20 protein-coding genes are annotated in these 21,014 nt (G+C 70.1%); 14 read left to right on the forward strand and 6 right to left on the reverse strand.

Translation table 11 applies throughout. The features are described from left to right. The first annotated feature begins 121 nt into the window (after positions 1-121). From MUN76_RS10495 to MUN76_RS10530, 8 genes are all read left to right on the forward strand, one after another. Positions 122-1,498 carry an NAD-dependent succinate-semialdehyde dehydrogenase gene (locus tag MUN76_RS10495; RefSeq protein WP_244684520.1) on the forward strand — a complete coding sequence of 459 codons (1,377 nt, stop codon included), beginning with the start codon at positions 122-124 and terminating at the stop codon, positions 1,496-1,498. Positions 1,499-1,560: 62 nt separating this feature from the next. Then, entirely contained in the window at positions 1,561-2,802 is a 1,242-nt protein-coding gene (locus MUN76_RS10500; protein WP_244684522.1) for a flavin monoamine oxidase family protein, read from the forward strand. A gap of 107 nt (positions 2,803-2,909) precedes the next feature. Further along, positions 2,910-3,746, forward strand: a complete 837-nt coding sequence (locus MUN76_RS10505; protein WP_244684524.1) for a tryptophan synthase subunit alpha — start codon at positions 2,910-2,912, stop codon at positions 3,744-3,746. Next, positions 3,743-4,585, forward strand: a complete 843-nt coding sequence (locus MUN76_RS10510; protein ID WP_244684526.1) for a GntR family transcriptional regulator — start codon at positions 3,743-3,745, stop codon at positions 4,583-4,585. The genes MUN76_RS10505 and MUN76_RS10510 overlap by 4 nt, the downstream gene beginning before the upstream one ends. Positions 4,586-4,601: 16 nt before the next feature. After that, the gene (locus MUN76_RS10515) at positions 4,602-6,107 is read left to right on the forward strand and encodes a sugar ABC transporter ATP-binding protein (protein ID WP_244684527.1); all 1,506 of its coding nucleotides are present in this window, start codon (positions 4,602-4,604) and stop codon (positions 6,105-6,107) included. Further along, complete coding sequence (locus tag MUN76_RS10520; protein WP_244684528.1) at positions 6,107-7,090, forward strand: ABC transporter permease; 984 nt, start codon at positions 6,107-6,109, stop codon at positions 7,088-7,090. The genes MUN76_RS10515 and MUN76_RS10520 overlap by 1 nt, the downstream gene beginning before the upstream one ends. 1 nt (position 7,091) lies before the next feature. Beyond that, positions 7,092-8,621, forward strand: coding sequence for an FGGY family carbohydrate kinase (locus MUN76_RS10525; RefSeq protein ID WP_244684529.1), 1,530 nt, complete (start codon positions 7,092-7,094; stop codon positions 8,619-8,621). Continuing rightward, positions 8,618-9,550 carry a sugar ABC transporter substrate-binding protein gene (locus MUN76_RS10530; protein ID WP_244684530.1) on the forward strand — a complete coding sequence of 311 codons (933 nt, stop codon included), beginning with the start codon at positions 8,618-8,620 and terminating at the stop codon, positions 9,548-9,550. The genes MUN76_RS10525 and MUN76_RS10530 overlap by 4 nt, the downstream gene beginning before the upstream one ends. A 77-nt stretch (positions 9,551-9,627) precedes the next feature. Here MUN76_RS10530 and MUN76_RS10535 read toward each other — a convergent pair whose 3' ends face one another. Beyond that, positions 9,628-10,773 carry an AAA family ATPase gene (locus MUN76_RS10535; RefSeq protein WP_244684531.1) on the reverse strand — a complete coding sequence of 382 codons (1,146 nt, stop codon included), beginning with the start codon at positions 10,771-10,773 and terminating at the stop codon, positions 9,628-9,630. 140 nt (positions 10,774-10,913) lie between these two features. Between MUN76_RS10535 and MUN76_RS10540 the strand changes: the two genes are divergently transcribed. After that, on the forward strand, positions 10,914-11,618 hold the full coding sequence (locus MUN76_RS10540; protein WP_244684532.1) for a hypothetical protein: 705 nt from the start codon (positions 10,914-10,916) through the stop codon (positions 11,616-11,618). Positions 11,619-11,735: 117 nt separating this feature from the next. Then, positions 11,736-12,926, forward strand: coding sequence for an alpha/beta fold hydrolase (locus tag MUN76_RS10545; RefSeq protein ID WP_244684533.1), 1,191 nt, complete (start codon positions 11,736-11,738; stop codon positions 12,924-12,926). Positions 12,927-13,010: 84 nt separating this feature from the next. Here MUN76_RS10545 and MUN76_RS10550 read toward each other — a convergent pair whose 3' ends face one another. After that, positions 13,011-14,222, reverse strand: coding sequence for an ATP-grasp domain-containing protein (locus MUN76_RS10550; protein ID WP_244684534.1), 1,212 nt, complete (start codon positions 14,220-14,222; stop codon positions 13,011-13,013). Between the two features lie 142 nt (positions 14,223-14,364). Between MUN76_RS10550 and MUN76_RS10555 the strand changes: the two genes are divergently transcribed. Then, positions 14,365-14,763, forward strand: coding sequence for a hypothetical protein (locus tag MUN76_RS10555; RefSeq protein ID WP_244684535.1), 399 nt, complete (start codon positions 14,365-14,367; stop codon positions 14,761-14,763). Between the two features lie 23 nt (positions 14,764-14,786). Here MUN76_RS10555 and MUN76_RS10560 read toward each other — a convergent pair whose 3' ends face one another. The 3 genes from MUN76_RS10560 to MUN76_RS10570 form a co-directional block, all read right to left on the reverse strand. Further along, positions 14,787-15,590 carry a siderophore-interacting protein gene (locus MUN76_RS10560; RefSeq protein ID WP_244684536.1) on the reverse strand — a complete coding sequence of 268 codons (804 nt, stop codon included), beginning with the start codon at positions 15,588-15,590 and terminating at the stop codon, positions 14,787-14,789. Positions 15,591-15,834: 244 nt separating this feature from the next. Next, on the reverse strand, positions 15,835-16,338 hold the full coding sequence (locus tag MUN76_RS10565) for a ClbS/DfsB family four-helix bundle protein (protein WP_244684537.1): 504 nt from the start codon (positions 16,336-16,338) through the stop codon (positions 15,835-15,837). Position 16,339: 1 nt separating this feature from the next. After that, a complete protein-coding gene (locus tag MUN76_RS10570) occupies positions 16,340-16,921 on the reverse strand; it encodes an ASCH domain-containing protein (protein ID WP_244684538.1) in 582 nt (193 codons plus the stop codon). Between the two features lie 282 nt (positions 16,922-17,203). On the opposite strand from MUN76_RS10570, the gene MUN76_RS10575 reads away from it, so the two are divergent. Beyond that, complete coding sequence (locus MUN76_RS10575; RefSeq protein ID WP_244684539.1) at positions 17,204-17,824, forward strand: TetR/AcrR family transcriptional regulator; 621 nt, start codon at positions 17,204-17,206, stop codon at positions 17,822-17,824. Positions 17,825-17,869: 45 nt separating this feature from the next. On the opposite strand, the gene MUN76_RS10580 is transcribed toward MUN76_RS10575, so the two are convergent. Further along, positions 17,870-18,568 carry a metal ABC transporter ATP-binding protein gene (locus MUN76_RS10580; protein WP_244684540.1) on the reverse strand — a complete coding sequence of 233 codons (699 nt, stop codon included), beginning with the start codon at positions 18,566-18,568 and terminating at the stop codon, positions 17,870-17,872. A 57-nt stretch (positions 18,569-18,625) separates the two neighbouring features. Between MUN76_RS10580 and aztB the strand changes: the two genes are divergently transcribed. Then, positions 18,626-19,684 (forward strand): zinc ABC transporter permease AztB, encoded by a 1,059-nt coding sequence (aztB, locus tag MUN76_RS10585; protein WP_244684541.1) that lies wholly within the window; start codon positions 18,626-18,628, stop codon positions 19,682-19,684. Further along, positions 19,684-20,976 (forward strand): ABC transporter, encoded by a 1,293-nt coding sequence (locus MUN76_RS10590; RefSeq protein ID WP_244684543.1) that lies wholly within the window; start codon positions 19,684-19,686, stop codon positions 20,974-20,976. Before aztB ends, MUN76_RS10590 begins: the two co-directional genes overlap by 1 nt. Positions 20,977-21,014 lie beyond the last annotated feature (38 nt).

Below are 21,014 nucleotides of genomic sequence, written 5' to 3' on the forward strand. Positions count from 1 at the left end.
CGGGGGCCGACGCTCGATTCTCCATGTGCGGCAGCCCCGGGAATGGTAGTTTGCAAGTGGTCCGGTGCGTGTCATGCGCGTTGACTGGGCCGCCATTCCCTAACTGGAGGAACGATAGAGCATGTCCAAGTACCGGGTGCAGAATCCTGCGACGGGAGAGGTTCTCGAGACGTTCGAGGCCGCGACCGATGCGCAGATCGAAGAGGCGCTGTCGAGTGCCGATGCCGTGTACCGAGAGTGGCGGGAGCGGAGCGTGCAGGAGCGCGCCGCGGTCGTCAAGCGCGTGTCTGAGCTGTTTACCGAGCGCAAGGATGAGCTTGCGCGGTTGATCGCGTTGGAGATGGGCAAGTCCATTGCGGAGTCGCTCGACGAGGTCGAGTTCGCGGCGTCCATCATCGAGTATTACGCCGTGCACGGGCCGAGCCTGATCACCGATTACGAGATCCCGTCGACGATTCCCGGGAAGGCCGTCATCGAGCACCTCCCCGTGGGTGCGCTGCTCGGGGTCATGCCGTGGAACTTCCCGTACTACCAGGTGGCCCGGTTCGCGGCGCCGAACCTGGTGCTCGGGAACACGATCCTGCTGAAGCACGCGGATATCTGCGCGCGTTCGGCGCTCACGATCCAGGAGATCATGGAGGAGGCCGGGGTTCCGGTCGGTGGGTACCAGAACGTGTTCGCGTCGCACGATCAGATCGCGACGATCATTGCGGATCCGCGGGTGCAGGGAGTGTCGCTGACGGGCTCGGAGCGTGCGGGTGCCATCATCGGCGCGCAGGCCGGCTCGCACCTGAAGAAGTGCGTGCTCGAGCTCGGCGGCATCGATCCGATGGTCGTGCTCGATGCCGACGATGTCGCTGCGGTCGCGAAGCAGGCCTGGGATTTCCGCGTGTACAACGTGGGCCAGGTGTGCAACTCGAACAAGCGCCTCATCGTGATGGACGACATCTACGACGAGTTCGTCGCGGAGCTCACGAAGCTGGCCGAGGGCCTCGTGCCCGGCGACCAGCTGAACCTCGGCGACGGCGAGTACGTGCCGCTGTCGTCGCGTGCCGCGGCGGAGACGGTCGACGCGCAGGTGCAGAAGGCCGTGTCGGAGGGTGCGACGCTCGTTGCGGGTGGCGTGCTGTCGGAGGGACCGTCCGCGTACTACTCGCCGGCGGTGCTGACGGGTGTGCCGCGCGATTCGGAGTCGTACGGTGTGGAGATCTTCGGGCCGGTCGCGACCGTGTACCGGGTGTCGAGCGACGAGGAGGCGCTGGAGCTCGCGAACGATTGCGCGCTGGGGCTCGGCGGGTCGGTGTTCTCGACCGACGAGGCGCGGGCGAAGCGGATCGCATCGAAGCTCGAGGTGGGTATGTCTCACGTCAACATCATCGCCGCGGAGGCGGCCGAGCTGCCGTTCGGTGGCGTGAAGCAGTCCGGCTTCGGCCGTGAGATGGGTCCGGTCGGGATCGGGGAGTTCGCGAACAAGCGACTCCTGTTCGTCTCGGAGTAGTGCGCGCCCGCCGCGAGTGAACGCTCGCGGCGGGCCCGGCTCCGGCCGCAGAGAGGAAACGCATGAGCACGGTCATCGTCGTCGGGGCAGGACTGTCGGGTCTCACCGCGGCCTGGAGGCTGCACCAGGCCGGGCACAACGTCCGAGTGCTCGAGGCGCGCGATCGTGTCGGCGGCCGCACCTGGAGCACCACCCTCGCGAACGGCGCGGTCACGGAGCGCGGCGGCGAGTGGGTGTTCCCGACCGACTCCGCCATCCGCTGGATCGGCGCCGAGCTCGAGCTGCCCATCATGAGCCACGGCGTGCTGTACTTGCGGCGCACCCGCGACGGCGTGGTGCCGTCGGCCGCGGAGATCGCGGAGACGACCCGACGCCTCCGGGCGACGGCCGCGAGCATGATCGCCGACGGTCAGACCGCGGTGTCGGTCGAGGAGGTCGGCCGTGCAGCGTTGGGGGCGGGCTTTGGCGACGACGCCGGCTACCACCGGATCATCACGTCGCTCGCCATCGATCCCGCGCTCGTCTCCGCAGCGGCCTCGATCCTGCGCCCCGCGGAGACCGGTGCCTACATCGAGGACGGCGGCCGGTTCGTGCACGGCAATCAGTCCGTCTGCCTGGAGATCGCGCGCCGGCTCGGCGCGGCCGTGTCGCTCGAGACCCCGGTGCACGCGATCGACCAGTCGGCGAGCGGTGTTGAAGTCACGACCCAGGACGGGAGCCGCCTGCACGCGGACTACGCCGTCGTGAGCGTGCCGCTGCCCGTGCTGCGACGCCTGGAGCTCGGCTTCGACCTCACGGACTCCCAGCAGCAGGCGCTCGCGCACCGCACGATGGGAACGGCGGCGAAACTCGGGATCGCCGTCACCGGCGATGACGGGGAGACCGGGGTGCAGCACCCCGAGATCCCGATGTGGTCGTGGCGCACGCTCGCGACCGACGGCGAGCGGCGCATCGACGCGCTCGCGCAGTTCGCCGGGAGCCACGCCGCGCTGGAACGTCTGCGCACCGCCGAGGGCCCGGAGGCCTGGCTCGCCGAGCTGCGGCAGATGCGCCCGGAGCTCGACCTCGGCGGGGAGACCCTGCTCACCGACTGGACGAGCGACCCCTGGGCCGGCGGCAGCTACTCCGCGGCGGGGGTGGACTGGCAGGAGGCCGATGTGCACGCCTTCGACGTGGCCACGGGTCGCGTGGCGATCGCCGGGGAGCACACCGGCATGCTGCAGACGCTCAACGGGGCCGTGCTCTCCGGCATGCGCGCGAGCCGCGTGATCGCGGAGCTCGCGCATGCGGCTTCGCGCGCGTAGGGTCTACGACTCGCTGGCTGAATCCAGGCTTGCGGGCCATCGAATTCTAGACGTATAGTGATCTAGTCATCTAGAAGAATTCTGGCGTGTTCAACGAGGAGCAGAGCGTGACCACACGATTGCGACGACGGCTCGATCAAGCGGCGGTCGAACGCCGCGGGATCCTGATGGGGTTTCTCCCGGCGGGCTACCCCAGTCCGGAGGGCTTCCGCGCAGCGGCGCACGCGGCCTTCGAAGCCGGGCTCGACGCGCTCGAGGTGAGCATGCCCGGGCCTGCCCCGGAGCTGGACGGGCCGCTGATTCAGGCCGCGGCGCTGCAGGCCGCACCGCAGATGTCGGGGATCGCCGATGCGCTGCGACTCGCCGCGTCGAGCCGCCTGCACCCGGACGACAGCATTGTCGCGCTCGCCTACCTGAGCACGTTCGAGGGCATCTCGATCACGGATTTCCTCGATGAGATCGTCGCGGCGGACGTCGACGGTGTGCTCCTTCCCCAGCACCCGATGGCGGAGCAACTGGCCGTGGGGCTGGAGGCCCAGGCCCGGGGGATCGAGCCCGTGCTCTTCCTGCACCTCCAGGAGGACCTGAAACTGATCGCGGCGAGTGCGATCGTGGAGCCGGTCATCTATCTGCAGTCGGCCGACCTCCGCACCGGTGGTGCCTTCAACCCCGAGAAGGCTCGGGAGCGGTTGGAAGAACTGGGTGCTGCGCTCGAGGGCAAGCCGTACGACGTGTGCGTGGGATTCGGAGTCCGCGGGCTCGACGAGGTCCGGCTTCTCATGGCCGCCGGTGCGGACGGCGCAATCATCGGGACCCGTCTGGTCGCTGCCGCCGGAGAGGGGCCGGAGGCCGTTGCCCGTGTCGTCGACGACGTCGCCCCTGCCCTGGTTCGTCGGCACAGCGGGGATCCGCACCCGGTGGAGCAGGAGGCGCGGCAGGCATGAGTACCGAGTCACCTTGGACCCCGCAGCGGATCTCATTCAGCAAGAACGACGGTCTTCCGAAGTACATCGCCATCGCGCGGGCACTGGCCCTCGCGATCACGGAGCAGGAGCTGCGCGCGGGGGAGACGCTCCCGTCCCAGAAGGAGCTCGCGGAGAGTTTCGGCGTGACGGTGATGACGGTGCGCCAGGCCATCCAGACACTCACGGATCAACAGCTCCTCAGCACCGAACAGGGCAAGGGCACCTATGTGCGCAGTCAGCCGTACCGGTTGCCGATGGGGCCGTTGGCGAGTTTCGCCGCGCAGATCGAGGCCTCGGGGCGCACGCTGCGCACCGAGGTGCTCGGATACTCCGACATCGAGGTGTCGCCGATCGAGCAGAAGCGCATGGCACTGTCCTCTCCACGCGCCTTCGAGCTTGTTCGCCTGCGGTACGTCGATGGTCAGCCCCTGGTGCTCCAGACCTCACTGCTGCCTCCGGAGATCGCCGAGCACATCGATGTGAGCGCCCTCGCGTCGCGCTCGCTCTACGAGATGCTCCACACCGATCTCGGGATCCGCATCGGTCGGGCGACGGAGACCGTGCAAGCGACCCACCTCGACGGCGAGTCGGCCGGCCTCCTCGGACGGCACGAGGGTGATGCCGCCCTTCTCTCGGCCCGCCTCACGTTCAGTGCCGATGGGCTCGCCGTGGTCGATGACCGCGCGCTCACCGCCGGCGACAGCGTGGTCGTTTCTGCCGAACGGCATCCGGAAGAGCCCGGCATGGTGCTGATGCTGTCGAGCGACTCGCCTGCGCTCGCCGATGATTCCGTGCCCTTCATGCGCGGCGGGCGCTGAGAGGATGGAGCACTCGATGATCCAGTCACCCGCCTCCGGAACGCACCCGGTGCTCTCCACCGAGCACCTCAGCAAGGACTACGGCCCGATCCGCGTGGTGTCGGAGATGACCCTCCAGCTTCAAGCGGGCAGCATCCACGCGCTTCTCGGCGAGAACGGCGCGGGCAAGTCGACGCTGATCAAGATGCTTGCCGGTGTCATCGCACCGAGCGCCGGTACCGTCTTCGTCGATGCCACCCCGCAGCACTTCCGTTCCGTGCGCGACGGGCAGGCGGCTGGGATCGTTGCGCTCCCGCAGGAGCTCACCCTGGTCCCGACGCTGGCGGCAGGCGAGAACATCTACCTGGGCGTCCGCCGCTCCCGCGTGCTCGCGGATCGCCGGGCGATCACGAGCGACGCGACCGCACAGCTTGCTCGCCTCGGGCAGACACTCCCCATGGATGTGCCGGTGAGCGAGCTGTCGGCGGTGCAGCAGACGATGGTCGCGCTCGCTCGGGCGCTCGCCCGAGAGGCGCGGGTCCTGATCCTCGATGAGCCGACCGCCGCGCTGACCGACACCGAAACGGAGCAGCTGTTCACCGTGCTGCGCGCGCTCCGCGACGACGGTGTCGCGATCCTCTACGTTTCGCATCGTCTCGAAGAGGTCTTCGCGCTCGCCGACACCGCGACGGTCATGCGCAACGGGGCCCACATCTGGACGAAGCCGATTTCGGACACGAACACGGACGACGTCGTGTCGGCGATGATCGGACGGGATCACGGCCAGGTGTACCCGCCGCGCGCCGAAGAGATCGGTCCGGTGGTGCTCGAGGTCGACCGCCTGAGCGGGCACACGATCTCCGATGTCACCCTGACCGCCCGAAGCGGAAACGTGCTCGGGATCGCAGGTCTCGCGGGCGCTGGGCGGAGCGAACTCCTGAAGATCATCGCCGGAGCCGAACGGCCGCAGTCCGGGCGGGTGCTGCTCGACGGTGTCGACGTGACCGGCAGGTCCCTCGCGCGTGCGATGCACGCCGGCATCGCGCTCGTGCCCGAGGAACGGAGGAGCCAAGGGCTCGTGATGTCGGAGTCGATTCAGACGAACATCGCGCTGCCGAACCTCGCATCCATCAGCCGCTTCGGGGTAGCACTGCGGTCCCGGGAACGCGACACCGCGACCCGTCGGGCGACCGAGCTCCGGATCAAGGCCGCCTCCGTGCGTCAGCCAGTCGAGGAGCTCTCGGGCGGCAACCAGCAGAAGGTCGTGCTGGCGAAGTTCCTCGAGCGCTCGCCGCGGGTGCTCCTCTTGGACGAGCCGACGAGGGGCATCGACATCGGTACGAAGGCGGAGATCTACCAGTTGATCCGCCGACTCACCGCGGACGGCGTCGCCGTCATCATCGTCTCCAGTGAGATCCCGGAGCTCATCGGCATCGCCGACGAGATCGCCGTGCTGCACGAGGGTCTCCTCACCGGCACCGCCGCCGCGGCGGACGCCACCAACGAATCCATCCTCCATCTCTGCTACAGGAAGTCAGAATGATGTCCACAGCTCCTTCGGGTTCGACCGGCGCTCCGGTCGCACGCAGCGCCGCGTTCTCCACCCGTCTCGCCGCCTATGGCACGCTTCTCGGCCTCCTCGCGCTGATCGCCTTCTTCGCGATCATGAGGCCTCAGGTGTTTCTCACCCCTCTGAACTTCACCAACATCCTCGAGCAGGTCGCGATCCTCGCGATGGTCGCAACCGTGCAGACCGTGGTGATGGTCGTCGGAGACTTCGACCTCTCCGTGGGCTCGCTCGCGAGCCTCGTGGGCGTCGTGACGGCGCAGCTGCTCGTGGGTGGCATGCACCCGGCGCTCGCGATCGGACTCGGCCTGCTGATCGGCACGGCGGCCGGTGCCATCAACGGCTTCCTCGTCGCGTACCTGGGGCTCTCGGCGTTCATCGCCACGCTCGCCACGATGACGTCGTTCACTGGACTGGCGCTCCTGCTCTCGAACGGCACGACGGTCTTCGGGCTCCCCGAGACGTTCATCTGGCTGGGTCAGGGCCGGGTCGGCCCGATCCCCGTGCCGGTGATCGTCGCGGTGCTGCTGATCCTCGTGATCTGGTTCCTGCTGTCGCGGACCGTGCTGGGACGCAGCTGGTACGCCGTGGGAGGCAACGCCGAGGCTGCTCGCCTCTCCGGTGTGAATACGCGCCTGATCCGCTTCTCGGCCTTCCTCGTCTCGGGATTCGGCGCGGCCCTCGCCGGAATCGTCCTGACAGCCCGCCTCGCCTCCGGGCATCCGTCCGCCGCCGATCCGCTCATGCTGTCCTCCATTGCCGCGGTCTTCCTCGGCATCACCCTCTCGCGGGCCGGGCAGCCGACCGTGGGTGGCACGATCGTGGGTCTCGGCATCGTCGGCGTGCTGAACAACGGCCTGAACATTCTGCAGGTGAACAGCTACGTGCAGCAGGTGCTCACGGGTGTGATCATCGTGCTCGCCGTGAGCCTGAGTCGGCTGAGTCGGAAGCGGCGCTGACATGACGGTCATCGCCGGACTGGACTTCGGCACCTCGAGTGTCAAGCTTGTCGTGGCTTTTCCGGATGGGCGGCGGGTTCGGGCTCAGGCCGCGTACGCGACGCGTTTCGGCCCCGCGGGTGAGATCGAACAGGATCCGGAGGAGTGGTGGCGAGCTGCGGAGACCGTGCTCGCCGACAGCGGCGTGGCGGATCGCATCGACGCCATCGGGGTGACCGGTCAGATGCAGGACCTCGTTCCCGTTTCAAGCGCGGGAGCCCTGCGCCCGGCGATGCTGTATTCCGATACGCGCGCGGAAGCCGCTCATCGGCAGCTGCACGCGGCCGTGCCCGACTGGGAGCTGCGGACCGGCAACATCCAGGACGTGACCTCGGTCGCGTCCAAGATTCGCTGGATGTCCGAGCACGAACCCGATCTCCTGGCGAGTGCGGACACGCTCCTCCTCGGTGCGCCGGGGTACATCGCGTGGCGAGCCGGCGGTCGCGCAGTGTGCGACGTGCTGACGGCGTCGACCACGGGATTGCTCGACGTGCACGCCCAGGGCTGGTTCGAGGGCGTCGTGCAGGCGACCGGTGCGCGCCTCGATCAGATGCCCGAACTCGTCGGGTCCGTGTCGGGTGATGACCGGGTGGGCGCGGTGAGCGCACGGGCCGCCGCTGAGCTCGGCATCACACCCGGAGTGCCGATCGTGATGGTCACCGGGGACGCCGGATCGACCACCGACGGGCTCGTCGGATCCAGCCCCGGGGACGCCTACCTGTACCTGGGCACGACGGGGTGGGTCGCGGGGGTGTCCGATGAGCCTGCATCCGGGCCGTCGGTCTTCCACTCGCTGGTCATGCCGGGGTGGCGGCGACGGTTGCAGATCGGCGCCGTGCAGTCCGCGGGGGCGGCCGCCGACTGGGGACGCCGCACCTTCTTCCCCGGTCTCGACTTCGACGAGGTCGAGCGCCTGATCGAGTCCCGCGTGGATGTGGTTGCGCACCGCCCGCTGTGCCTCCCCGGTCTGTCCGGGGAGCGGACGCCAGTGCGCGACAGTGCTTTCCGCGGGGCGTTCGTGGGCGTGCAGGAGCAGACTGACTCCGTCGACATGTACCTCGGTATCCTGACCGGAGTCGCGATGGGATTGCGCCATGCGGCGGGGGAGATGGGAATCCTGCAGGATCGTCTCCCGCTCGTCGGAGGCGCCGCGTCGAGTCCGGCCTGGCGGCGGATCCTCGCGAACGTGTGCGGCAGCACCGTCGTCACCGGCGAAGCCGAGGATCCGGGCTGCCACGCGGCCCTGCGAGCCGTTGCCCGCGCCGGTGACGCAGGCCCCGTCCCTGCGCCGCTCTTCTCGGCGGCCGGTGCCCTCACGGAGACCAGGCCGACCTCGGCCCAGGCCGACTACGCCGAGCAGCTCTCCACCCACCGCGAGCTGTACGCCGCGCTCGCACCCACCTTCCATCGGCTCTCCGCCCACGAAGCGCCGACCGTCGATCACACCACGTCTGTCACAGAATCCGCACCCCATCGAAAGGGACAACAATGAAGTTCGTCAAATCTCTGCTCACCCTGACTCTCGCCGCGAGCGCCGCAGTGGCGCTCGCGGGATGCTCCGACACCGGATCTTCCGGCGGCGGGGAGACCGAGGGATCGTTGAACGTCACCGTGGTGACGCCCTACCTCGCAAATGCGGCGACCAAAGAGGTCATCGAACTGTTCACGGCCGACGGCGAAGCCCGCGGGTGGAACGTCAGCGTCGTGGACACCGCGGGCGACATGAACAAGCTCAACAGCGCCTTCCAGGACGCGGCCGCGCAGCAGCCCGACGCCATCGTCCTCGGCACCGGCGACCCCACGCAGATCTCCCTTGGACTGAAGTCTGCCGCGGACGCCGGGGTGCCGGTCTTCGCGATCGATGCCGGCGAAGCCGAGGGCATCACCGCCAACGTGACGAGCGACAATACCGACCTGGGCGAGCAGAGCGCGAACGCGCTGATCGACGCGATGGGCGGCACGGGGCAAGTGGTCATGCTGACCCACGATCCGCACCCGGGTGTGAAGGCTCGCGCGGCGGGTGCGCGAGCGGTCTTTGAGGAGGCCGGAATCGAGATCATCGAGGAGAAGCACGTGAACGTTCCCGGCCCCGTCGACGATGCCCGCACCTCGGTGCAGGACATCATGTCGTCGCGTGGCGCGGACGTCACCGGCATCTGGGGCGGCTGGGACGAGCCGGCGCTGGGCGCGACGCAGGCGCTCGACGCGGCGGGTATCGACGATGTGCCGGTGGTCGGCGTCGATGGCCAGGACTTCGCGGTCGCCGAGATCGAGAAGGGCGGCCCGTTCGTCGCCACGATCAAGCAGGACTGGCCCGCGATCGCCGCGAAGGTTGCGGATCTGATCGAGGCGACCGTCGTCGACGGCACGCAGCCGGAGCAGACGCAGTTCGAACTGCCGGGTACCCTCATCGAGCAGTAGACCCGCGGCACTGCAGATGTCGGCGAGGGCCGCGGAGACGATTCCGCGGCCCTGGTTGTCGTTCGGCGGCGCGTCGACTACCGCGACGGCCAGTGCCACCGGGGGACATCGAGCAGCCCCTGGCCCGCGATGTGGGTCCCCTCGCCCTCGGAGAGCAGCTCGATCGAGGCCCCGCTGGGTTCCAACCGGCGCCGCAGCTCCGGCGAGTGGGTGACGACGATCACCTGGGTGCGCGCGGCCGCGTCGGCGATGAGCGCGGCGAGCGGTTCGAGGAGGCTCATGTGGAGCGAGGACTCGGGCTCGTTGATGACGATGAGCGGCGGTGGGTTCGCCGGGAGCAGTGCGGCGCACAGCAGCAGGTAGCGGAGGGTGCCGTCGGAGAGCTCGCCGGTGCGGAGCGGCCGCAGGAGGCCCGGTTGGTGCAGGAGGAGCTGGAACACGCCGTTGTTCGCCTCGATCTCGACCGATGAGCCGGGAAACGCGTGATCCACGGCGCGCGTCAAGCCGCGGTCGTCGCCGCTCTCCCGCGCGGTGGCCCACACCGCGGCGAGATCCGCGCCGTCATCGCTCAACCAGCGGGTGCGCGTGCCGACCTGCGCGCGGCGGGAGGGCGCGTCGGGGTCGGTGCGGAAGTGGTCGTAGAACCGCCACTGCGCCATGCGGTGCCGGAGACGCAGGACCTCGGGGAGCGAGTCGCCGTCGTCGAGGTCGCGCAGGAGGCTCTGCGACGGATCGAGCGTCTGCGGCACGGTGCGCCACCCGCCGCCGTCGCCCCGGACCCGCACCGCCGCCCGGGTTCGGTCGATGATGACCGACGCGGGTCGTGCGAACGGGCCGGTGAAGACCTGTTCGCGTTTGATCTCGGGGTCGAGCACGAAGAAGCTGCGGCCCGGGTCGACCTGGGGCAGGCCGAGGTCGGTGAGGTAGCCGAACTCGTCGGAGCCGTAGCCGAGCCGGAGCGAGACGGGTTTCGTGCGCCTCGTGCCCTGCGCGTTCGTCTTACGCGGCGTTTCCGGGCCCGCCCACAGCACACTCGCGAGGCCGCCCTCGCGAGCGATCGCCCCGACGGTGCGGCCCTCGCCCGCCGCAGCGAGCAGGCGCAGGGCCCGGTAGACATTGGACTTGCCGGTGCCGTTCGCGCCCGAGATGACGGTGAGCTCCTCGAGTGGAAGCACCACGTCGACGAGCGAGCGGTACCCGGAGACGGCGAAGGTGGTGAGCATGGGATCAGTGTGGCATCGACGGCCGACAGTGGACCGGCAGGGTTCGTGCATGGGACGCACCAGCAGGTGCCCCGATCGCGTGTACCCTGGGCGCAGCGGTGCCGACGCGGGCCGCTGGGGCCGCAATCGGAGGAGCGTTCGTGCACGAGGTCGTCGCGTGGGGCGCAGCGCTGCTGTCGCTCATCGGCTTCGGACTGGCGATCGGCGTGAATCCCGCGCTCTACGGCGCCACCGCCGACATGCTCGCGCGCGACGTCGACGCCGCGCCGCGGCTGCGCTGGATGGTGGGCGGTCTCGCGGTCGGGGCCACGGTCCTGGTGCTGATCTTCCACAGCTTCGACCCATCGCGCATCGTCGCCGCGTCGCAGGGCGCGCTCGACCAAGCGATCGTCAACCGCACCATCGACCTGCTCAGTGGGGCGGTCTTCCTCGCGGCTGCGGGGGTGGTGGTGTGGTGGCGGATCCGGATCCCGAACCTGCCGACGAAACCCCGGAAGCAGCCGAAGCCGAACTCGGGCGCGTTCAGCTACTTCTTTCTCGGGCTCGGGGCGTGCATCGGATTCACGACGCTCCCGATCATGTACCTCACCGGACGGGTGATCTCCGGCATCAGCACGAACCTCGTGGTGTGGGTGCTCGCCTACGTCGTGTTTCTCGCGGCGCTCGCCGCACCGTTCTTCGCGCTCGCGTGGGTGTGGGCGCGCGTGCCGAAGCTGACCGGTCGCATCACGGAGTTCTACGCCAGGGCGCTCGTCTGGGACTACCGCTGGCCGGTGGCCGTGCTGCTCGTGCTCGTGGGTCTGCTCTTCCTCGGTCTCGCCCTGTTCGCCCACCGGGGGGTCTGAGCCGTGGGTCGGAGCGCGTCGCGGTGGGTGCTCCCGCTCCTGACCGCGGGCACCCCGGGGCTCCGGCGCATCCGTCGACCCGCGACACCCGATTCACCCGCGTTCGACCTGCATTATGTGCGTACCGGACCGCCGAGCGAGTCGCCCGTCGTCATCATTCCGGGCGGGCCCGGCCTGGGCTCGATCCTGGCGTATCGCGGGCTCCGCAGGCGGGCCGCGCGCGGCGGTCTCGACGTCATCATGGTGGAGCATCGCGGCGTCGGGCGGTCGCGGCTCGGCGTGTCGGGTGCCGATCTGCCCGTGTCGGCCATGCGGATCGACGCCGTGCTCGACGACCTGGTGGCGGTGCTGGACCACGAGGGTGTGGGGCAGGCGCACATCGTGGGTTCGTCGTACGGCAGTTATCTCGCGTCCGGCTTCGGCGTGCGGCACCCGGAGCGGGTGGCCGGCATGCTGCTGGATTCGGCGCTGCAGACGGCGTCGGAGCTGGAGCTCGAGCGACGGGTGCTGCGCGAGCGGTTCTGGGAGGGTGCGGATCCGATCCCGACCTTGGTGCGCGCGCTCGTCGCGGCGGGGGAGAACCCCCGTCCCCTGCTCGACATCGTGCGCGCGGCGTACGAGCTCGGCGGGGACGCGCTCCTCGAACCGTTGCTCCGGGGGCACCTCTCGCGGCGGCGTCGCGGGATGGGGCGTGGGCGTGGGTGTGGGCGTCGCGGTGGGCTCGCCTGGGCCGCGCTTGACACGTACGCGACCCGCGACGACTCGATCGCCGGGTTCCCGGGAATCTACGAGTTCGACCTGGCCGGGGTGATCGGGTTCCGCGAGCTCGACTACGGTGCGCCGCCGGACGGGCGGCCCTTCGATCCCGCGCTGACGTACGCCCCGCTCGCGCCGCGGTTCCCCGCCTACGCGGGCGAGCCCTTCGACCTGCCCGCGCAGACGCCCGCGTTCACCTGGCCGCTCGTGGTGCTGACCGGCACACGCGACCTCCGTACCCCTCCGGAGATCGCGGAGCGCCTCGTCGCCACGGCGCAGCGCGCGGTCCACGTGCACCTCGACAACGGGCACAGCGCGCTCGATACGCACCCGATGGCGCTGCTCAACGCGATCCGGTGCCTCGTCACGGGTCGGCAGGACGAGTTGCCGCGCCTCGCGTCTGCGCTCGATCGGCTGCCGCACCGCGGCCTCTCGGCGCGGCTTCCCGTGCTCCTGGCCGCGCTGCTGCGGATCGAGCGGATCGCGGGTCCGCGGGGGTCTCGACGGCTGCTCGGGTCGCGCGGGTCGCGCGCCGACGGGTCGCCTCGCTAACGACAGAGATCTGCGCAACTACTGAGCATTCAAGCTGAATGTCTCTGTAATTGTGCAGATCTCTGCACGTAGACCGACCGAGACCTACACCCGCTGCGCGTGCACGGCCTCGAGCGCCTCGGCGTCGCGCGCCGACATGCCCTGGATCTCCTCGCCGTTCCACACGATGTCGTCACCGAGCGCCGCGAGGATCTCCTTGCGGGAGCCGTGGCTCATCTTCGTGCCGTGCACGAGGGTCGCGGGGCTCCACATCATGGCGAGGCTGTCGTGCCACCCGGCACCGACGTCGCGGACGTGGATGAGGTCGTGCAGCGACTTGGGGAGGTGCCGCAGCTTGTCCGTGAAGGCGTCCGCGAGCACGGCGAGGCTGACCTGGCGCTCGACCCCCGGCTCGACCACGGACACGGTGTCGTTCGTGCCCTCGAGCGCCGTGACGAAGGCGTCGGCCTCGAGCAGGATCACGCCGTTGGTCGGCCGCGGGTTGCACTCGATGGCGTAGAGCTGCCCCTCGTTGTCGACGAAGTCGAAGGAGAGCTGCCCGGTGTAGTCGCCGCCGAGCTGGTCCACGAGGCGCTGGGTGTAGGCGAGGGTGTCGGTGCTGTCGACCGCCAGGAAGTCGATGCCCGTGCTGTGGGCCCACTGCTCGGGGGCACGGTACGTGCAGTGCGAGGTGACGCGCCCGTTGACGACCGTGCTGTAGGTGCAGACCATCGGTCCGTCGACGAAGGGCTGCACGAGCCACGGCTGGTCGGGCGTCGGCTGCGCGTCGGAGACCTCCATCTTGCCGGCGAGCGGGCCGGTGTTGGTCAGCAGGCCCACGCCGCCGCGGGAGAACGCCGCGCGGGCGAAGTAGCGGGGGAAGCGGTCGATCGCGGCCTGCAGCTCCTCGGCATCGTTCGCGACGACGGTTTCGGGGATGGGCACGCCGGCTTGCTCGGCGAGGCGCTGGAAGCTGGCCTTGTCGTGGAGCCGGGCGAGCTGCTCGAAGGCACCCGTGAACAGGGTGACGCCGTCGGGCAGGTCGTGCGCGCGGGCGGCGAGGTAGAACGCCTCCTCGAACGTCGGGATGATCGTGTCGATCTTGTGGCGGGCCACGATGTCGTTGACGTCGGCGATGAACTGGTCGGTCTCGAAGCGCGGTGAGGCCGTCACCTCGTGCGCGCTCACGAACCGGGAGTGGTTGCCGATCGCGCCCGCGTAGGTGTCGCTCGCGACCACGGTGTGCCCCGTGCTCCCCAGCTTGCGGACGATGTCCAGCGCGAACGTGTTTCGTGAACTCGTGACCAGCACTCGCATCGTGACCCCTGTTTCTCCCCGTTGATGATGGTTGCGCTCTCAGCCTAGTGAAGCGGCCGTGCGACGCGCGAGGGCCGGGTGGGATCGCGGCGCCGGATCCCGCGCGTTCCTCCCCGGTACACTGAATCGGCGGGAGGTGCGCATGAGCGTCGTGGACACACTCGGCATGGTCGGGGAGATCCTCTCCTGGATCGGCCTCGGGATCGGCCTCCCACTCTGGATCGTCGCGCTGCTCGTGCGTGCGGGTGACGGACGGTGGCTGCCGGTCGATGTCGTCGTCGTGCCCGAGGGCGACCGGATCCTCGCCCGCTGGTTCGCGGCGGGAGAGACCCACGAGCGTCCGCTCACCGCACGCGAGTTCCACGGCGCCGACCGCTCGATGGAGCCGCGCACCGGGTTCGTGAGCGAGAAGCGGCCCTCACGGCTGCGGTTCGAGGCCCGGCGCCCGGTGGTGCACGAGTGCTTCGTGATCGGGTTCACGCTCACGATCATCGGGGTGCTCAGCCTGCTGCTGTCGTTCCTACCGATGATCGTGGGGTAACGGAGCGTCGTACAGACGCGAGCTCAGGCCTCCGGGAAGATCTGACCGATCGGCTCGCGCTTCTCCACCTGGAAGCGATCCTCCGTGCGACCGCGAGCCCAGTAACCCGAGAGCGACAGATCGGCACGCGGCACGCCGCGTTCGCCGCTCAGCAGCCGGCGCAGCGCCTTCATCGACTCGCGCTCCCCGTGCGCGAAGACCTGCACGCGGCCCTCGGCCCACTCGTGCGAGCGCACGTGGTCGGCGAGCGCCTCGGGATCGTGCGCGGGATCCACGATCCACATCACTGCGATTCCCTCCGGGGCCTCGAGCGGCAGGATCGCGTCCTCCGCATCGACCTCGATGAACGCGACTCCCGCGGCGCCCGGTGCGACCGCGCGCAGTTCCTCGAGTGCGGCGGCGATGGCGGGGACGGCGGAGAGATCACCGGCGAGGAGGTGCCAGTCGGCGTCGGGATCCGGGCGGTATCCGCCGCCGGGGCCCATGAGGCCGAGCCGGTCGCCGGGCTGCGCGGACGCGGCCCAGGGTCCCGCCAGTCCCTCGTCCCCGTGCACGACGAAGTCGACGTCGAGGGTGCCCTGCTCGGGATCCACCGCGCGCACGGTGTAGGTGCGGGTGACCTCGAGCGACTCGGGCGCCGGGGTGGTGAACTTCAGCTTCACGTACTTGTCGGTCTCGGGGCGATCCTGGAACTGCGCGAAGCCCGCGCCGCCGAGCCGCACCCGCACGAGGTGCGGGCTGAGTCGCTCCGTATGGACAACCTCGAGCTCGACCGTGGGGCGCGGCGGACGGGGCGGGCGGGGAGAGGACGGGGCAGCCGGGGTCATGCCTCCACGCTATCGGCTTCTCTCAGCGCGATGCCAGGGATGGGCGCGCACGACGCTTGGACGGGTGTGCCGTGTGCGGGGGTTCCGGCGTGCTGGGGGTTCCGACGTGCTGGGAGTGCTGGGGTGTCGGGTGCGCCCGGGTGCGTGAGCGATTTCTGTTGTTCTGCGCGAGATTCTGCACGGAAGTCGCTCACGCCCGGGGTGTGGGTCAGGTCTCGGGGTGTCGAGGCAGGAAGCCCGTCGCTCAGATCGTCCGCAACCAGGCCCGGATCCTACGGCGCGCGTTCGCGTAGGGGGAGGAGGTGTTGAACGAGATCATGCGCCCCATCGTCCACTTCCCGTACCAGGTCTCGCCGTAGAGCTCGGCATCGGATCGCGCCCGCACGAGATCCAGGATCTCGGTGTGCACCGCGTCGAGCTGATCCCGCAGCTCATCCCAGGTCTCGGACGAGAAGCGGGCGTAGTAGCGCTGCGCGAGTGCGCCGAGGTCGTTCCAGCGCGCGCCCTCAGCCGGGAACTCGTCGGGGAGGCGCGCGTCGCGTCGCTCGTGCCAGGTCAGCACCTGCTGGTTCCAGCCGATGAGGTAGGCGACGAGGTCCGCGGGGCTCATCAGGGTGTTCGCGACGTGGCCGGGGAGGGTCCGCTCGCGGGCGCGTTCGGCGGGCACGCGGTGGAGATCCCGTGCCAGTGCGGCGTAGGTGGTTTCGATGGCGGTGATGAGCTCCGCGCGTGACGCCGGGACGGCCACGCTAGGTTCCGGGGGCGGTTGCGGCGACGGAGGCGTGATTCAGGGCCGATCCCGGCGCCGATCCAATATCATCGGCGACCTCCGGCGGCCAGACCACGGAGAAGCGCTCGAAGACCACGTCCTCCGCCGGATCCCAGACCGCGCCTCGTGCTGCGCACACGCGGGACCAGTAGGCGCGGTGCTCGCGCACCCAGCTCTCGAGCGTGCGGTCGTCCTCGCCCTCATCGAACGCGAACGCGGCGTCGACGCTCGTCGACGGGCCGACCCTGAACTCGGTGCTTCGGATCACGATCCGCGGAGCCCCGATGCTGTCGCAGGCGATCCAGTGCGAGCCGATGCGCGGGAGGCGGTCGTCGCGGTGCAGGAACTCGGAGACGAGCTCCGCGGTGGCGCGCTTCCGTCCGCTGATGACGAGCGCCAGGAGCTCCTCGGCCAGTGCCGGGGAATCACCGAAGTACTCGACGGTGTACTCGGGGGCCGCGGCTGCGGCGTGGGGATGCGCGGCCATGTAGGCCTGCCACAGCTCGGCGGCGGCCGCGGTGTCGGGTGCGGGCAGTGCAGGTGCGGGCTGCGATTCACTCATGGACCCTATTCTCGCGGAATGCGGGGTTGGGCTGTGGTGGTGCGAAGGGCTCCCGGCGGCTAAGCGGCTGGAGCGCGGGGGTCGTGCGTGATCCGGTGCCCCTCCTCGCTCACGCCGCCGAGAGAGCCCGGAGGTCCGGGCAGAAATGGAAGCCCGGAAGGCCACAGAAGTCTGGACCGGGAATATGAGCATGCGCACAACCGAGCATGAGTTCCGCGCCGGGCTGTGCAAGAATGCCAAGCACTCACGTGCCACGTGGGATCCGGGGGCGGAAGGGGAACAGTGAACAGAACGATGCAGGCGGGCAGGACCGAGCGACGCGACTTCGACGAGCAGTGCGCCGTCCTGGAAGCCGCCGGCCGCATTCTGTCGAGCACCCCCTACGATCGGGCGTCCCTCGCGGACGTCGCGGACGGTGCCGGCGTCGACCTCGAGCTGCTCGAGGAGCACTTCTGCACGATGGATGACATCGCCGCGAGTGTGCTCGACGTGCAGCAGGAGCGCATGACCGAGGTGCTCTCCCGCGTGATGGAGTCCGACGCGCACTCGCTCGATCGGCTGCTCGCGCTCATCCACGGCGTGGCGCGCCTCATGGCCGACGACCCGCTGGTGCAGGCGGGCATGGCGATGTCGGATTCGCTCCCCGAAGACCTCCAGGACACGGGCCGCGGCTTCTACGAGGAGTGGCAGAAGGTCACCGAGACCCTGATCCGCGAGGGGATCGCCGACGGCTCCGTCACCTCGGGGCAGGATCCGGCGGACCTCGCCGAGCTGCTCAACGAGATCTTCGTCGGCGCGCAGGTGCTCGCCGGGATGAAGGATCGCTGGTCCTCGCTCCCGGATCGCATCCTGCTCGCGCAGCCGCTGATCCTGTCGTTCCTGGTGCCCTCCGCCGCGAAGTAGCCCCCGATGGCGGAGGCCTGCCCGGCCTGAGTCACGGGCCCGGGATCACGCCACCCGCACTCCGTCGACGAGACGCACGACCGCGTCCGCGAAGTCGATGGCCTCCTGATCGTGGGTGACGACCGCCACCGTCGCACCGCGCGCGGCCTCCTCTGAGAGGATCCGCCGAGTGCGGTCGCGACTCTCGGCGTCGAGGCCGGTCGACGGTTCGTCGAGCAGCAGGATCGGGGCCCGGCGTGCGATCGCCTGCGCGACCAGGGCCCGCTGCCGCTGGCCGCCGGAGAGTGCGGTGAACGAGCGATCCGCGAGGTTGGCGAGGTCGACGCGGGTCAGGGCGTCCGCGACGACCCGTCGTCGCTCGGCGCGCGATGGTCGGGCGCCGGATCCCGACCCGGATCCCGACCCGACCGCGGAGCCGGATCCCGACGCGACTCCCGCCGCGCCCACCGCCCGGCCTCGCCACGTGCCCATGCGCACCACGTCCGCCACGGTGAGCGGCAACGTGTCCGGAGCGGTGACGCGCTGTACCACGAGCGCCACCGGTGCCGTGCCGAGGACCCGTCCCGAGGCGGGCCGGCGCACCCCCGCCAGGATCTCGAGCAGCGTCGATTTCCCGGCGCCGTTGGGTCCGACGATCGCGGTCACGGTGCCGCGGGGCAGCACGAGGTTCACGTCGCGCAGCACGGGTGAGCTGCCGTACGAGTAAGCGAGATGCTCGGCGCGGAGGGCTGTTGTCTGGGTCATCACGACCCAGCTTAGCTCTTGTTGAGAATGATTACCATTTGTATGTATGGTGGTCGAGTGCCACTCCTCCTCGAACCCTTCGCCTCCGACTTCGTGCTGCGCGCGCTGCTCGGCGGTGCGCTCGCCGCGATCATCTGCGGTGTCGTCGGCACGTGGGTCGTCGTGCGCGGCATGGCGTTCCTCGGCGAAGCGATCGGCCACGGCATGCTGCCCGGTGTCGCCCTCGCAACCGTCGCGGGCGCGCCCGTCATGCTCGGCGGAGCGGTGAGCGCCATCGTCATGAGCGCCCTCATCGGATTGCTGCAGCGCCGGGGCCGGCTCTCCGCCGACACCAGCATCGGGCTCCTCTTCGTCGCGATGCTGGCCCTCGGCGTGATCATCGTGTCGCACTCGCGCACCTTCGCCACGGACGCCACCGCGATGCTCTTCGGCGACATCCTCGCGCTCTCCCCCGCGGATCTCGCAGCGCTCGCGATCGCTGCGATCGTCACGGTGCTCGTCGCTGCGACGCTGCACCGCAGTTTCGTCGCCGCCGCGTTCGACACCCGGATCGCGCAGACCCTCGGCCTGCGTCCCCGCCTCGCGCAGCTCGCCCTCGTCGGGCTCGTCACCCTCGCGGTGGTGTCCTCGTACCAGGCGGTCGGGTCGCTGCTCGTGGTCGGGCTGCTGCTCGCCCCGGCGGTCGCGGCGGGCCCGTGGACGCGCCGCATCCCTGCGCGCATGCTCCTCGCGAGCGCGTTCGGCATCCTGGCGGTCGCACTGGGGCTCGTCGGCTCGTGGTTCCTCGGAACCGCCGCCGGCGCCTCGATCGCCGGGGTGGCGATCCTCCTCGCGGTGCTGTCCTCGGGGGTGGCGGCCGCGGGAGCCGCCGTCGGGTCGCGCGGGTCCGGGATCGCGCAGGAGTCGGCACGGGGATCGCGGCAGGCGCCGGATCCGGAGTCGGTCCGGGATCCGGATCCTCTCCGATCCTCAAGCCCTGAAATCGCTCACACCCCAGAATTCGCTCACACCCCAGAATTCGCTCACACTCCAGCCCGCGAGAACGTTCACGGGCGCGACCTCCCTGCACCCCACGACCTCGCAACACCGACCGCCCTCCACCCTGAAAGCCGTTGATGCTCCACCGCTCCTCCGCCGCGCTCCTCACTCCGCTCGGCGCCCTGCTCGTGCTGTCGCTCGCCGCCTGCGCGCCGACCGCACCCACCCACTCTGATTCGGATTCAGCCAGCTCGGGCGCCGCGTCCGATGCCGTCTCCGACGCTGCCGGTCACGGGGCGATCGCCGGTGCCGCAGAGGTGGCCGAACCGCCCCTCGGCCTCGTCGCGATCGACGCCTCCGGGGCGGTCTCTACTCTGGATCTGCTCGACGGAACCCTCGCCGAACTCGACGCGGTCGAGCCGCCGACCCGTGTCGACACGGACGGCCGGTACGTCTTCGCGGCGACCGACTCCGGCGTCGAGATCGTCGACAGCGGCGTCTGGACCTGGGATCACGTCGACCACTTCCACTACTACCGCGCGGAAGCCCGCACCGTCGGCACCGTCAAGGGTGACGGCGCGGCCGCGATCTCGACCGGGTTGCTCTCCACCGCGGGATCGACCGGGCTCTTCTTCCCCGGCTCCGGCGACGCCGTGCTGCTCGACAACGCCGCGCTCGCCTCCGGCGACATCGTCGAGACGCTGCGCCTCGACACCGGGGCGCCGAACGGCCTCGTCGTGCCGCTCGACGACGGCGCGCTCGTCGCGACGGCGGGGGCGGGATCCCGCGCCGACGCACTGCGGGTCGTCAGCGCGTCCGGCGAGGATCGCGCCGGGGTCGAGGCCGTGCCGTGCACGGAGCCGGCCGGCAGCATCACCACGCGGGTGGGCGCGGTGGTCGGTTGCGCGGACGGGGCCGTGCTCGCCTCGGTCGACGCCGACGGTGCGCCGATCCTCGAGCGAATCGCGTACCCTGCGGACGCCGCGGCGCCCGCCACGACGTTCAGCGCGCGCAAGGGGCGACCGACGGTCGCCGGGATCGGTGCCGACGCGGGGGTCTGGCTGCTCGACACCCGCGCCCGCGAGTGGACGTGGATCCCGACCGAGACGGCGCTGGTCGCAGCGGCCGCCGTCGACGACGAGACCGGACACGTCGTGACGGTCGGCACCGATGGGATCGTCCGGGTGCTCTCCGCGGGCTCGGGCGAGGTGCTCGCCGCGACGGAGCCGCTGCTCGCGGCGTCGCTCGCAGCCGCGGCGGACGCCGATCCCGCAGCCCGCGTCGCCCTGACCGTCGACGCCAATCGTGCGTACGTGAACGATCCCGCGGCAGGGGTCGTGTACGAGATCGACTACGCCGACGGCGCCAGGATCGCCCGCGTGCTCGAACCCGGCACCCGCCCCGACCACGTGGTGGAGGTCGGCCGATGAGCCGCCGAACGATGACCCGCCGACCGATGGCCGGCCAA

This window comes from Leucobacter rhizosphaerae (assembly GCF_022919175.1).
GTDB lineage: Bacteria > Actinomycetota > Actinomycetes > Actinomycetales > Microbacteriaceae > Leucobacter > Leucobacter rhizosphaerae.